Here is a 14420-nt window from a genome sequence, read left to right on the forward strand (position 1 = left end):
TGAGTGTCTTTTAACTATAATAAATGGCTTTTTAGAAAAGGAGGTTACTAGAAGTAGCCGGCTAGTTGAAGTAAATGTTATCGGTTGTTAGGAGTCCAGAAGAAGCAATTCCTTTTTAAAATTTGAATCTAATGGTATCGCATTTAATAAGCAAAACAAAGCACGATATTGCAGGTTGTTCGAAAAATAAAATACAGTTGTTGGATAATAAGAACTAAAGTTCATTTTTCCTGAACCATATCATTCTAGTAGAAATATTTTATTTGGGTTTTGTTGCATGGAGTTGCCACAGTAAACATCTTCAAAATAATTAAAAAACGCCTTCAAAATTTCCAATTGACTTTTACTTATTGGTATATACAGATGCATTACGAGGATTCATAAGAAAGCTCAGAAACTACACACTCAATTTTCCTATCTTTGAAACTTATTAACTCATCTAACTTTTACATGAAAAAAAGAGTTCTTATTACCGGTGCTGCTGGATTTTTAGGTTCGCACCTTTGCGATCGTTTTATAAAAGAAGGCTATCGCGTTGTTGCAATGGATAACCTTATTACCGGCGATCTTAAAAATATAGAACACTTGTTTCCCCTTGCCGATTTTGAATTCTATCATCAAGATGTTTCTGACTATGTGCATGTGGCTGGAGAACTGGATTATATATTACACTTTGCCAGTCCTGCTAGTCCAATAGATTATCTTAAAATTCCTATTCAAACCTTAAAGGTAGGTTCTCTAGGAACTCATAATTTATTGGGTCTTGCCATGGCAAAAAATGCCAGATTACTCATCGCTTCTACCAGCGAAATTTACGGTGACCCTCTAGTACATCCTCAAGACGAAAGTTATTATGGCAATGTAAACACCATAGGGCCAAGAGGCGTTTATGATGAGGCAAAACGTTTTCAAGAATCCATGACTATGGCGTATCATAGGTTTCATGGTTTAGAAACTAGGATTGTACGTATTTTTAATACCTATGGGCCTAGAATGCGACTCAATGACGGTCGTGTGATTCCTGCTTTTATGGGCCAAGCACTGCGAGGAGAAGACATTACGATTTTCGGTGATGGATCGCAAACGAGGTCTTTTTGTTATGTAGATGATCAGGTAGAAGGAATCTACAGATTATTGCTCAGCGATTATTCAGATCCTGTTAACATTGGAAATCCTAATGAAATTACTATCCGTGATTTTGCTGAAGAAATTATTGCACTCACAGGAACGAACCAAAAAGTAGTGTATAGAGACCTTCCACAGGACGATCCTTTGAAAAGACGTCCAGATATTTCACTGGCTAAAAAAATCCTTGATTGGGAACCTAAAGTAGGTCGTGAAGAAGGAATGAAGTTAACCTATGATTATTTCAAATCACTAGCTCCAGAAGATTTAAACAAACGTGACCACAAAGACTTTACAAAACATATCCGTAGATAGTATCGCCTATCGCAATGGCCGGTTTTCTGGTTTTATAAGACCTATTTCCTACTTTGTAGATTTAAGTCTTATCATTCTTGCTGCGTCTAATTTTTTTATGGAAAGTTTTGATTTACTTACCTACAGCATTTTTATAGGTATTTGCTGGGTCATTGTTTCCATGCAGCTGGATTTCTATAGAATACGTAGAAATACAAAATTTACAACTTTATTAAACCGGTTAGCTAAGCAGTCTGTATTTTTTGCATTTGTCGTGTTTGCTTTTTTTGGGTACTACTATGAGCTCAATAGAGATTCTGCTTTTATTTTTAACTACATAGCTGCAACTTTAGGTGGGATTTCAATACTTAAAATAGGGCTTTTCTTTATTCTTAAAAACTATCGCAGTGCATTGGGTGGAAATTTTAGAAATATTGCCATCCTAGGTAAAAATAAGGACACACAACAACTTTATGATTTTTTCACCACACATACTGACCTGGGCTACCGATCTAAAGATCTGGTGAATGTAAGGACTCCGTCCTTTTCATTAGCTGAATTCAAACAATGGGTTATAGAAGAAAAAATAGATGAAATCTTTTGTTCCGTACAGGAACTTAACAATGACCAACTTCTCGAGCTTACCGATTTTGCAGATAACAATCTAAGAACCCTGAAATTTATTCCTGATACAGAAACTATTCTTTCTAAGCAGCTACGCTATGATTATTATGGCCTCACACCTGTTCTGTCCTTACGAGAAATACCGTTAGACGATATGGCTCATAAGTTTACAAAAAGAGCCTTTGATGTTCTGTTTTCTCTCTTCATAATCATAGGGGTGATGTCCTGGTTGACTCCATTAATAGCGATTATTATAAGGATAGAATCTAAAGGACCTGTTTTCTTTAAACAAAATCGCAATGGACTGGATTACCGAGAGTTTATTTGCTTTAAATTTCGCTCGATGGTACCTAATGATACAGCCCATTTGCACCAAGTGAAACGTGGAGACCATAGAATCACTAAAATAGGCCGTTTTCTACGTAAAACCAGTATTGATGAATTACCACAGTTTTTCAACGTACTTCTAGGAGATATGAGTGTTGTGGGTCCACGACCACACATGGTAAGTCATACCCATATGTATGCAGAGCGCATTGATAAGTTTATGGTACGTCACTTCGTAAAACCGGGCATCACAGGACTGGCCCAAGTAAGCGGCTACCGTGGTGAAGTGGAGACAGAAGAAGATATTAAAGGTCGTGTGCGCAATGACATATACTATATCGAAAACTGGAATATTGCTCTGGACTTTAGGATTATTTTTAAGACCATTGTAAATATGTTTCAAGGGGAAGAAAAGGCTTACTAAATGAGTCTCGTTTCTATCATAACACCTACTTACAACAGCATTGCAACGCTAAAGGAATCGCTGGACAGTATGGTTGCACAAACTCATAGGCCTCTAGAGATTATTACTATAGATGATGGTAGTGCTGATGATAGTTACGCTTTCGCGAAAGCCTATGCCTTAAAAAACACCTCTGCCGAAATAACTTTTATCAATTTAAAAAACAACTTCAACTCTGGAGCAGGAATTACACGCAACAAAGGAATAGGAGCTGCAACAGGCACTTACATCGCATTCCTTGATGCAGACGACTTATGGAAACCTCATAAACTAGAAGTGCAAATAAACGCCATGAAAAAACATTCTGCTAGCTTGTGTTATGGCGCTTATGAGATTTTTACTACCGCTTCTCATCAACCAGAATTGACCCATCACGTATCCAAAAAACTCAGCTTTGAAAAGCTCTTAAAGGCCAATTACTTAGGCCACTTAACAGGAATCTATAATGCAAAAGTATTAGGTAAGTTCTATATGCCAGCATGGCGTAAAAGACAAGATTGGGCCATGTGGTTGGACGTAATTCAAAAAGCAGAATTTGCCGTAGGAATTCAAGAACCTATTGCAAGCTACCGATTGAGCAAGGGTTTATCTTCTAATAAACTGGGATTGATCAAATACAACTATGACATTTACAAAACACATTTAAAATATTCTACCCTAAAAAGTAGCTGGATGCTATTGCGGTTTTTTTATGAACAATTTTTTGTGAAGAGTCAGATGCTCACTAAAGCTGTTTAGTACTATTGAAAAACGATAGGTAAATTACTGTTTTCAATCTTAACGATATAGAAAGGTTGCCTGACCATGGTAAATGCATCTCCACCAAAACTGATATAATTTACGTCTACTATAATATTAGAGACATCTTGAAAAACACCAACTTCTAAACCATAAGCGCTAGAAGGTCTTACTTCGTCAAAAACAGCAATAACTGTATACGTGCTGAAATCAATAGTTGTTTCAGTAAAAGAGTCAGAAACGTTGTTTTCAGAATCCATAGAAGTAATTAAGTTATTCCAAATAGTACCATTTGTTATGACTAGGTTTTGCTTGGGAATTCCTTCTCCACCATTAAGATTACTTTCAGCGATTAATGTATAGGGTACAGGAGTAGAATCGTCATCATTAGTACATGCTATGCATATTATGGAGACTAGAAGAAGTAATAGGATTTTTTTCATGATGTAGACTGTTTTATGTCAAGATGCTTTTTTATAGAAAAGCTTGCGTTTAAATTAAAAAAAATTAGCTCTATAAAGTACGTCAAACAAATTTAAACCATGCCTGGACAAATACTTGGCATCTCAAATCTAAAATGCTTTGCAAAAGACAGATAAGATGAAGATTAAAATTCATTAAAAATGACCCTAAGTATTTTGTTTAAATACCATACTCCTTTACGAACTTTTTCAGAAGATAAGCAACCAGCTTTTTCTAATTCCTTTAAATAATTCTCCACTGTTTTTACGTTCCTAAATTTGCGTCAATCAAAACTTATCTTCTTGTATAGGTCAATTAGAAAAGAATCTCTATCCACTCCTTTGAGTAGGTTTTAGGAAGTTTTCCCTTCATCTCCTCTGCAATTTGATTCATTAGTTCGTTAGTATTGCTCTCATTTTTAATCCCTTAATAGAGGCGTGATCTGCCATTTATAGAATGTATATAATCCACGATTCCCATCCCTCGTTTTGAATAACTGCACTCAGTTTTTTATCCTAATTATTTTTTTACGCTATGGTGTATTTTCTGCGATATAAAACTGGTAGTTGCAACAAGCCTGTCATTTTAAGGTGATTTATTCTTATACATTTGGATGAACATATGTTTTTTACGCTGACCCAAAGTACGTGGGTTGACTTTAACAGATCCTACCCGCATTGTTCAAACCTAAGTAGAAACCCGATTAGTCTACCGGCCTTATCGATAAAGTCTTCCGTTTAGAAATCAAACCTCGTTTATAAACTGTTTCAACTTGCCTCGTTTACTCCGATCAAGAAACTCGTGTCTCGTATAAATAAGAGTTAAACCAGGTTCCAGATATCCATCCATAGCCTTTTGAATCTTTTTTTTCAGAGACTGCTCCATATCACTTTTACTCACATATTGAATTTCAAAAGAAGCCGATTCTCTTTGAATGACTATAAATTCTAAAATATCTAAATCTTCTTTGATGATGGCTTTAGTAACATAATAAAAGGTCAATCCTGGAACTACTTTACCACTCGGCAATCGAGCCATATCACTCGTACGTCCTTGCAGGACTTTCAAAACCCTAGTTCCGTTTTCTAAGGTTTGTAAACTTCCTAAATCGCCTATTTCATAACGTACCATAGGATGCGCTTTATTGTAAAGATCTGTCACTAGGATGCTCCCTATTGCTCCGTCAGGAACCGGTTGATTCTCTTCATCAACAACTTCTACATATAGATTTTGCTGATTGATTTCAAAATCTCCTTGAGCATTTTGCATTGCAATCAACCCTACTTCGCTTGCTCCATATTCATTAATTACTGGAATCCCTAGCCATTCTTCCAGCAGCAATCTATCGTCTGGAAAAAGCATTTCGCTGGTTGTAATGACCATTTTTAGTGTTGGGCAAATACTTTTTAGAACTCTGTTTTTGATTTGACAGTATCTTGCCAGTAAAACAATACTGCTCGTATACCCATTGATATATTCAAATTTATCCTTTGAAAACCGCTCCACAAAACTTTCTAAAATGGCATCATTCATATTAAAAATAGGAAACCGCTTGCGGTAGCTTACAAAATCTTTGACGAGCTCTAGATACCTTTCCTTTCCACGTAACGGAATGCCATAAAAACGAGCTTGTAACGAGCTGTTTAAATTAATTCCGTGTTGCTTATAGGCCTCATAAAATACTGCCCAAGTCATGGCGTGTGCATATTTATCTTTTCCATAAGTCAATGGATGTCCACTAGAACCGCTGGTTTTTCCCTTAAAGATGTTCTTTGTAGTATAGCCTGTACTCAAGCGTTCTTGAAGTGGTTGCTGCAAATTACGCTTTGTTAAAATGGGTAGATTTTCCCAAGAAACAGTTTTATCACTGACTAGACTACTGTAAAAATGATTGTTAGTTAAGTGGTGTTTTAGGATCGCTTCTTTGCGGTTTTTAATATCAATAGCAGTCGTATTTGAGATAGATTGAAACTCTTTACGAGCTTTGTCAATTTCAAAACCTTGAAGTTTAAGTGTTTTATGGAAGAGTTGGAGAGGCATTGAAAATTAATTTTCGCGACTATTATTCAAATCACTAGCTCCATGAGGAACGTGGACTATAAATACAGTGTGATTAGAGGCAATCTCATAAATAATTCGATAATTACCTTCTACTAGCTCATGCTTAGTAGATCTCTTAGAATCTCTTAAATATTTTCTAAGTAATGAATTAATTTCAAATTTTTCTAATGTGGCAATGACTTTTTCTAATTCTCGTAATGCGTTAAAATTAGAATCTCGAGATATAAAATCGTAAGTATCATCTAGGCCTAATAAAGCAGAATCTTCCCAAACTACTTTGCCCAACTCCGCACTATTTTAACTACTTCTTTCTGTCGTGTTGTAATTCCGTCCCAAGCAGGTTCAGATCTTCTGTATAATTCTGCATTGAAAAGCAACTCGTTAAAAAGAGTGTCTAATTGATTTGCATCAACTTCATTAGGTAATCCGTTTACCTTTTTAATTATGGTTTCCTTTTTTAACATGGTTGAAATTTAATCCAATCTACAAAATAAAATTTTATTTCTTTATTAGATTTCATACGTTACAGTCCAAGACTTTATTACTACTTTCATTTCTGGGCTGGTGTGAACTTTTCCATTTTTAGATTGTTTACGAGCTTTTTCTATCCTTTCAATAAGTATAATTCTTCGAGAAAATCATCTAATTCAAATTTATCGGGCAACTCATTTACATTTTCGAGTGTTTTTTCCCTTGTTAACATCGCTCCTATTTTTAATACAAGTTACAACATAACACCAATTCGTTAACCTCAATGCTGCTCATTAATAACTAAGCAAATTTTAATAACTTGTCTTTTACATTTAAAATAATTGAGTTAGTCATTTAATTTCCCTGTGTTAATCCTTTTAAAACAAGTAATATGCAGCAAATTAAAGGACAAGATATACTAAACTTTATAAACGAACTACCTAATGATAATGCCAGTAAGGCTTATTTAGCAAAATAAAATGGCAGTATGGTTTTACTTGCAGTAAATGTGGACACACAAAAGGCTGTGAAAAATCAGGTTATAATTATCACTGCTGTGCATGTCATCATGTAGAAAGTGCGACAGCAAATACATGGTTTCACAAGGTCAAATTTGGTCTTCAAAAAGCTTTTTGTGTTGCTTTTGAGATGAGTACCAGTATAAAAGTATTTTGAATATTCAAATGGGAAAACGTTTTAGCATTCGACAAGGTACAGCTTGGTGTTTTATGCAGAAAGTACGTAAGTCAATGAAAAGTAGTCAGAAATATCCATTAGAAACATTGATTTATATTGACGAATTTACAGTTGGAGGAAAAGAAGAAGGCAATAACAGCAGTGGAATTGACTGATAACTGTAAAGTGAAAAGAGTTTACATAAAGTCTATTGGTGACTATTCTACAAAATGGTTAACCCCAATATTTGAAGAACATATGAATACTTCTGCCAAAATAATAACGGATAAATGGAGAGGATATGAACTCTTAAAGGAAAATTGCGACATTGAACAGATATACAGTAACAATGGTGCTAATTTTAAACAGCTTCACATTATAATTATACAGATTAGGTATTGGCTCAGAGCAATACCAACTCATGTAAGTAAATGGCCTATTCAAGCATATGTTGATGAGTTTTGCTTTAGAGTACATCGTTCCCAATTTAAGAACAGTATCTTTCATAAAACAATTACTAGAATGGTAAAGGCAAAACCACTATATCAAAATCAAATTAAACAGAAGCTAATCGCATAACACAATAAAATAATTCTAGATTATAGTTAAATGTCATTCATACTGAGTGCTATATCAAATAGTTATAACCTATATTGGTGTTTCGGTCGTATTCTTAAAATAAAACCCTGTCTTAAAATATTTTACTATGAATAAAACTATCCTCTTTGCTCTTCTTTTATTTTCCTCAACCCTCGTTGCTCAGTCGTGGGTAGCATTGAGTGCTCCTCCTTTTGGAAAACACCATCCTATTTCTTTTTCTTTAAATGGCAAGGGATATGCTGTTACTGGCACAAGTTTAAACAATCAATTTACAAATGATGTTTATGAGTACGATCCTACTAATGATACTTGGACCACACTATCTAATTTCCCAGGATTAGCGCGTAGTTTTGGAATAGGTACTGTTGCAAATGGAAAAGCATACTTAGGCTTTGGCGCAAACAGCACACAGTATCTAAACGATTTTTGGAGTTTTGATGCAACGACTAATGCCTGGACGCAACTAGCCAGTTGTACTTGTGCAGGAAGAAGACATCCAGCAATGATTTCAGATGGGAATCGTATTTATATTGGTTTTGGAGATAATAATGTTTCAGGAAATTTAAATGATTGGTGGATGTATGACATTGCTACAAATACATGGGCTAGCATAAGTAACGTTCCTGGACCAGATAGACATCATCCATTTATGTTTAATGCGGGTGGAGAACTTTTTGCAGGCCTTGGTCATGGTTTCAATGGTAGTTTTGGTGTTGTTTATGACGATTGGTACCGATTAAATACGACAACAAATACTTGGGTCGCAATGAGCGATTTTCCCGGCGAGGCTAGAGTAGCGGGAACACAATTTGGTCTCAACGGCTATGGCTTTGTTTTAAGTGGTGATGGTGATAATCATAACTTCATGAACACAGGAGAAATGTGGCAATATGATCCTAACGCAGACACTTGGTTAGAATTAACGCCACATCCTGGTAGAAGTAGATGGGCTCCAGGTAGCTTTATAATTGGTACCGATATTTACTTTTTTACAGGACTCGATCGTTTTAACAGCACTTACCCTGCAGACTTATGGAAATTTGATTTATCAAGTGCAACTGCAAGTATGGAAGACGAAGATTCAAATTTTGAAAACACTTATGTTTATCCCAATCCAGCAAACGGTTCTATATCATGGAAAAATGACCCTAGCATTACTGACGTTAGAGTTTATAATTCTTTAGGTCAATTGCTTATGACCCCTATTGCAGAAGAAAAAAGGATGAATACTAGTAACTTAGAAGATGGATTTTATTTATTTCAGTTTTATTCTAACTCTAAACTTGTAAAAACTTCTAAAGCAATTATACAGCATAAATGATTAAAATAAAGTCTTGAATTCCTAAATATTAAAAGGTAACAATCTCTGTATTTGGATTATTTAATTTATCTATTGTGCTGTTACTTAACTTAAAAGTAACCCTTACACCGCTCCTAATAGGAGCAAAATGTGGAGATCAACTTATGGAACAATATTTAATCGACTTGTTTTTTGCCAATCTACTACATCCATAAAATTGGATACATTTTTCTTCCTCTAAAGAGATTTGTTATTAAAGTAAATCGGTAAATACTTTTACTAATTTATGATGCGGTAATACGATATACTGAAGGTATGTAAAACCCTTAGGAGTTTGATCATGCCTATCGCATAGATTTCATACTAACTGACTTTAGCTTTACATTTCTCAATGATTGACATAAATGCAACATATCTTCTTTAAACTAATTTGATTCTTAAGAAAACCATCACACCAAATGCATATTTTTGCAATCCATAAACACAACCTTATGAATGTTCTCATTTTAGGAAGCGGTGGCCGCGAGCACGCTTTTGCTTACTCCGTTATTAAAAGTGCGCTTCTTACCAAGTTATTTGTCGCTCCAGGAAATGCTGGAACACATGAAATAGCCACCAACGTAGATTTAGGGATCACAGATTTTCCTGCGATAAAAATTTTCGTCCTTGAAAATAATATTTCTATGGTGATAGTAGGTCCAGAAGCACCACTTGTAGAAGGTATTTACGACTACTTCCAGACAGAAGAATTGAAACATGTTAACGTCATAGGCCCATCAAAACAAGGAGCTGTTTTAGAAGGCTCCAAAGAGTTTGCTAAGGAGTTTATGAAACGCAATAAAGTTCCTACTGCAGCTTATAAAAGTTTTACTAAAGAGGCTCTACTAGAAGGAATGGCTTTTATTGACAGCTTAAAACCACCTTACGTTCTCAAAGCAGATGGACTTGCTGGTGGAAAAGGTGTTCTTATCATAGAACATGCTGATGAGGCAAAAGATTCTCTCGAGGAAATGCTCATTGGTGGCAAATTTGGCGCAGCATCCAACAAAGTCGTGATAGAAGAGTTTCTCGATGGTATTGAAATGAGCGTTTTTGTATTGACAGATGGGAAGTCTTATAAAATCATGCCAAATGCAAAGGACTACAAACGCATAGGAGAAGGCGATACTGGTTTAAATACGGGCGGCATGGGTGCTATTTCTCCTGTTCCTTTTGTAGACGATGTATTAATGCAAAAGATAGAAGCTCGGATTATAAAACCTACCATTGAAGGTTTTGCAAAGGAGAACATTATTTACAAAGGCTTTGTATTTATCGGTCTCATGATTGTAAATGGAGACCCTGAAGTGATTGAATATAACGTAAGAATGGGCGATCCTGAGACTGAAGTAGTCTTGCCCCGTATTTCTAGTGACTTTCTAGCTCATCTGCACGCTTTCGCGAAAGCGGAACTACACAAAGAAATTCTCTCCATAGATCCCAGAAGCGCAACAACAGTAATGTGCGTGGCAGGTGGCTATCCAGAGGGCTACAAAAAGGGAATGGAAATAACAGGAATAGAGAAAATAGAAGACAGCATCGCTTTTCACGCGGGAACAGCCCTAAAAGAAGGTCGTATAGTAAGTAACGGTGGACGTGTCATCGCTATTACTAGCTACGGTGAAAATTTTAAACAAGCACTTAAAAGTACCTATCTCAACATAGAAAAGTTGCACTTTGATACGGTTTATTATCGCAAGGATATAGGCTTTGACCTGTAAGAAAAAATCTGTTATTTTAAGAAAGAATGACCGGTCTGAGTCTTGTCCTCATCCTTATCATATTCCTTAAGTTTCAACATCCAATAGACAAAAGCAACAATTAAAATGATGATAAACATCCAGCTGACGCCATTTGCAACAAACCAGTTATCTTTTTGTAACTCTGCAAGAGCGTCAAAAGGAATTAATATAATTTCAAATAAGCTTACTATTGCGTCTAATAAAGTTTCCATTTCTGTAAATTGCTCGTTATAGCTGCAAAAATAGTTAAAAAACCCATGCTTTCCAGTTTTTTTAATAACAGTAAACCTATTCATTATATCATCACTTTTATGATGGTTGCGTTTATAATGGGGTGTTTAGTAATCACGGACCCCTATTTGGGCTGGGGTTTTATTTGGATTCCTTTCCTAACTTTAATCTCAATAGGTATTTTTCAGTTTCTTACACTTAGAAATAATCTTACTCAAAGCAATTCCTATTCCCTATGGATCTATAGCTGTTTGCTTCTAATAGCAGCCTTATATGCTACTGATGTGACTATTTTTATCGCTTACTTATTTTGTCTTTTAGCCTTGAGAAGGTTGCTCAATATGCGCAATGGTCAGGGAATAGTTAAAAAAATATTTGATGCCTCACTTTGGATAGCTATTGCTACTCTGTTCTATTCTTGGTGTTCCCTGTTTTTTATTGTTATCTTTTTAAGTATCGTTGTCTATAATATTAAAAACGTAAAATACTGGACCATCCCATTTATCGCAATTAGTTGCGTTGCTTTACTCACCTTTACTGTGGATCAGCTTTTAGAAACGATGTATCTCTTCCCAGTTTATGACGGATTTGATTATAGTTTCGATTATTTACATACAAAATGGTCGGTACCAACTATAGTTTCCATTTTGCTTAGTTGTATAGCTTTTCTCTTTTCCATGGCTATTTTATTTGCTTTTCCTAACATCTCTTTAAGTGCCCGATCGAGGTTCTCCGTATTGGGTTTTTCCGGTTTGTGCAGTATTGTTATCTGTGCCTTATGCGGTTCCGTGTTTTTCTTATTACCTGTACTGGCAATATTTCTAGCGCGTTTCCTACAAGAAACCAATGATAAGATCTTTAAGGAAAGTCTGTTATGGTTGCCGTTTATTACGATGCTCATTCTATTTTTTATAAGATAATAGAGCGCTCGTAAATCTTTATATTTGCATTTTAAAATTCTACTTATGTTTTCAAATAAAGCCAATAAAATTTTTCAAACTGTCATCGATACATACCACGTTTTAAATACGGTAGATCAGAATTTTGAAAACCCTTACGATCGCAACTCACATCTTATCGAGCATTTATTATATCGCAAATGCTGGATTGATACGGTACAATGGCATTATGAAGACATTATTAGGGATCCACAAATTGATCCTGTTGCAGCACTGACTTTGAAACGTAAAATCGATGCCAGTAATCAGGAACGAACAGATATGGTAGAATATATAGATGGTTACTTTCTAGATCAAAATAACGATGTGAGTATTAAAGATAACGCTACTATAAATACAGAAAGCCCTGCATGGGCTATAGACCGCATGTCCATTCTCGGCTTGAAAGTCTATCACATGAATGAAGAAACTACTCGCACAGATGCTTCTCAAGATCACATCAATGCCTGTCATAAAAAACTGGACACTCTTCTAGAACAGCGTATTGACTTAACAATTGCTCTTGACCAGTTGTTAGAAGATATTTCTAAAGGAAATAAGTACATGAAAGTCTATAAGCAAATGAAAATGTATAATGATGACGAGCTTAATCCGGTACTCAGAGCTTTAAAATAACATGCCACTACCTCAACGCATACTCGTCATTAGACTAAGCGCTATGGGCGATATTGCCATGTGCGTTCCTGTTTTACTTGCATTAAAAAGAGAGTACCCAAATGTTGAGGTAGTTGCGCTTTCAAAGAAAAAATTCCGCTCTATCTTAGAGCGTATTTCTGGAATAACTTTTATAGAAGCCGATGTTGATGGCGTTCATAAAGGGATTTCTGGTCTTTTAGTACTTTCAAAAGAAATAAAAGCGCTAAAAATCGATGCTGTAGCAGACTTTCACAACCTGCTGCGCAGTAAAATTTTACGCGCTTTTTTAAAAGGAATTCCTAAAGCAAAAATCGATAAAGGTCGAACCGACAAAAAGAAACTGGTCAACGACCCAAACTTTTTCCAGCCCTTAAAACACAGTACAGAACGCTATGCAGATGTGCTTAGAAAATTAGGTTTTAAAATTGAATTAAAAGGAAATGAGTTTTTGTCAAACAAGATCATTTTGCCTGACCTGCAGGATCAAATAGGTGAAAAAAATTCAAAATGGGTAGGTTTTGCTCCATTTGCTGCTCATAAAACCAAAGCGCTTACGGTAAACAAAGCAAAGGAACTCGTACAAGCAATTGCTGAAGATAAGCAAACGACCATCCTGCTTTTCGGTGGTGGAAAGAAAGAGCAAAAGCAATTACAAATAGTTGCTGGAACGACTACCAACGTGATCAATATCACGGGGCTGACCACATTTGAAAATGAATTAAGTATATTGTCTAATCTAGATGCAATGATCGCTATGGATAGCGGTAATGGACACCTTGCAGCGTTATACGGTGTCCCTGTCATTACTTTATGGGGGAACACACATCCTTATGCTGGTTTTGCACCTTATGCACAACCACAAGAAAACCAACTCACAGCAAATCGCGAGCAATTTCCATTACTGCCAACCTCTATTTTTGGCGATAAAATAGTAGCTGGTTATGAAAATGTGACTGATACTATTGAAATAAAGGCTGTTATAAAAAGGTTGAAAGTTGTTTTGGATTCTTAGAACTCCACAAACTTTGAGAAAGTTTCTAAGCAGTTATGTTATGCAGTGGAATAATTATTTATAGTTAAAAAACACCTAGCCAAACTAGCTGTTTTAGGAAAAACTATCTTTACTCTGACGAACCGAATACTTTTACCTATTCTTACACCGTAAAATCTAAGATAATTAAATATTTCTCATACCACCATTTCCCATCAGATGAAAGCGCTGTGCTTAGCTTGTTGAAGTAGGAAATAAGTTGTTCAGCTTTGCTGAAAACCAAAAGGGTTTGACACGAAGATAGTTTTATCTAGAGACTCAAATTCAACCTCTTCAACTCCTCAACAAACTCCTCTCTTTCTTGAATAATGAAACGGTAGTCTTTATCTGTTGTACTTAAAGTTATCTCATTATTTAAAAGGTTGAATATTCGGTTTTTCACCTCAAAACCTGTTATGTCTTCCATAAAAACAACCGTTTCTCCTCTTTGAATATTTACTTTATGAGACTTGAAGAGGATACTTTTATCAGTTAAAGCGATTTTCCCTCCTACGCCTTCTTTACCTCTAAATAGGTTAGCTCCGTACTCTTTTATTAAAGTCTCGTTTTCTGGTATGGAAATGGTAATTTTTTTGAAAGAGTAACGTGCAAATAACACCAAAGTAGTGGCAAACAATGGTCC

The 14420-nt window shown here is 35.5% G+C and carries 14 protein-coding genes and 1 pseudogene; 9 read left to right on the top strand and 6 right to left on the bottom strand.

All coding sequences use genetic code 11. From position 1 onward, the window contains the following. Positions 1 to 450 precede the first annotated feature (450 nt). Genes ACJAT0_RS09825 through ACJAT0_RS09835 form a run of 3 tightly spaced genes read left to right on the top strand, consistent with a single transcriptional unit; the run spans position 451 to position 3571 of the window. Complete coding sequence (locus ACJAT0_RS09825) at positions 451 to 1440, top strand: UDP-glucuronic acid decarboxylase family protein (RefSeq protein WP_415181513.1); 990 nt, start codon at positions 451 to 453, stop codon at positions 1438 to 1440. After that, the gene (locus tag ACJAT0_RS09830) at positions 1403 to 2794 is read left to right on the top strand and encodes an exopolysaccharide biosynthesis polyprenyl glycosylphosphotransferase (protein WP_415181514.1); all 1392 of its coding nucleotides are present in this window, start codon (positions 1403 to 1405) and stop codon (positions 2792 to 2794) included. The genes ACJAT0_RS09825 and ACJAT0_RS09830 overlap by 38 nt, the downstream gene beginning before the upstream one ends. After that, complete coding sequence (locus tag ACJAT0_RS09835; protein WP_415181515.1) at positions 2795 to 3571, top strand: glycosyltransferase family 2 protein; 777 nt, start codon at positions 2795 to 2797, stop codon at positions 3569 to 3571. It begins immediately after the preceding gene. A gap of 2 nt (positions 3572 to 3573) precedes the next feature. Here the strand turns inward: ACJAT0_RS09835 and ACJAT0_RS09840 are convergent, their stop codons facing one another. From ACJAT0_RS09840 to ACJAT0_RS09855, 4 genes are all read right to left on the bottom strand, one after another. After that, entirely contained in the window at positions 3574 to 4014 is a 441-nt protein-coding gene (locus tag ACJAT0_RS09840; RefSeq protein WP_415181516.1) for a hypothetical protein, read from the bottom strand. Between the two features lie 763 nt (positions 4015 to 4777). Next, positions 4778 to 6073, bottom strand: coding sequence for a phenylacetate--CoA ligase family protein (locus ACJAT0_RS09845; RefSeq protein ID WP_415181517.1), 1296 nt, complete (start codon positions 6071 to 6073; stop codon positions 4778 to 4780). Positions 6074 to 6079: 6 nt separating this feature from the next. Further along, positions 6080 to 6379 carry a type II toxin-antitoxin system RelE/ParE family toxin gene (locus tag ACJAT0_RS09850; RefSeq protein ID WP_415181518.1) on the bottom strand — a complete coding sequence of 100 codons (300 nt, stop codon included), beginning with the start codon at positions 6377 to 6379 and terminating at the stop codon, positions 6080 to 6082. Further along, on the bottom strand, positions 6367 to 6558 hold the full coding sequence (locus ACJAT0_RS09855; RefSeq protein WP_374004286.1) for a hypothetical protein: 192 nt from the start codon (positions 6556 to 6558) through the stop codon (positions 6367 to 6369). The genes ACJAT0_RS09850 and ACJAT0_RS09855 overlap by 13 nt, the downstream gene beginning before the upstream one ends. Positions 6559 to 6956: 398 nt before the next feature. Here ACJAT0_RS09855 and ACJAT0_RS09860 point away from each other — a divergent pair. From ACJAT0_RS09860 to purD, 3 genes and pseudogenes are all read left to right on the top strand, one after another. Next, positions 6957 to 7819, top strand: a pseudogene (locus tag ACJAT0_RS09860) (IS1595 family transposase). A gap of 127 nt (positions 7820 to 7946) precedes the next feature. Continuing rightward, entirely contained in the window at positions 7947 to 9161 is a 1215-nt protein-coding gene (locus ACJAT0_RS09865; RefSeq protein WP_415181519.1) for a kelch repeat-containing protein, read from the top strand. Between the two features lie 470 nt (positions 9162 to 9631). Next, positions 9632 to 10900, top strand: coding sequence for a phosphoribosylamine--glycine ligase (gene purD, locus ACJAT0_RS09870; protein WP_415181520.1), 1269 nt, complete (start codon positions 9632 to 9634; stop codon positions 10898 to 10900). Positions 10901 to 10911: 11 nt separating this feature from the next. Here the strand turns inward: purD and ACJAT0_RS09875 are convergent, their stop codons facing one another. Continuing rightward, positions 10912 to 11217, bottom strand: a complete 306-nt coding sequence (locus ACJAT0_RS09875; RefSeq protein WP_374004283.1) for a DUF6341 family protein — start codon at positions 11215 to 11217, stop codon at positions 10912 to 10914. A gap of 33 nt (positions 11218 to 11250) precedes the next feature. Between ACJAT0_RS09875 and ACJAT0_RS09880 the strand changes: the two genes are divergently transcribed. The 3 genes from ACJAT0_RS09880 to ACJAT0_RS09890 are packed head-to-tail and all read left to right on the top strand — an operon-like array spanning position 11251 to position 13759. Beyond that, positions 11251 to 12072: a hypothetical protein gene (locus ACJAT0_RS09880; RefSeq protein WP_415181521.1), complete on the top strand. Its 822-nt coding sequence runs from the start codon at positions 11251 to 11253 to the stop codon at positions 12070 to 12072. 45 nt (positions 12073 to 12117) lie between these two features. Beyond that, positions 12118 to 12726, top strand: coding sequence for a DUF4254 domain-containing protein (locus ACJAT0_RS09885; RefSeq protein ID WP_415181522.1), 609 nt, complete (start codon positions 12118 to 12120; stop codon positions 12724 to 12726). A gap of 1 nt (position 12727) precedes the next feature. Further along, the gene (locus ACJAT0_RS09890) at positions 12728 to 13759 is read left to right on the top strand and encodes a glycosyltransferase family 9 protein (RefSeq protein WP_415181523.1); all 1032 of its coding nucleotides are present in this window, start codon (positions 12728 to 12730) and stop codon (positions 13757 to 13759) included. A 289-nt stretch (positions 13760 to 14048) separates the two neighbouring features. Here the strand turns inward: ACJAT0_RS09890 and ACJAT0_RS09895 are convergent. Further along, the coding region (locus ACJAT0_RS09895) for a GRAM domain-containing protein (protein ID WP_415181524.1) at positions 14049 to 14420 on the bottom strand (372 nt) is incomplete at its 5' end.

It is taken from the genome of Nonlabens sp., from assembly GCF_047636915.1.
Taxonomy (GTDB): domain Bacteria; phylum Bacteroidota; class Bacteroidia; order Flavobacteriales; family Flavobacteriaceae; genus Nonlabens.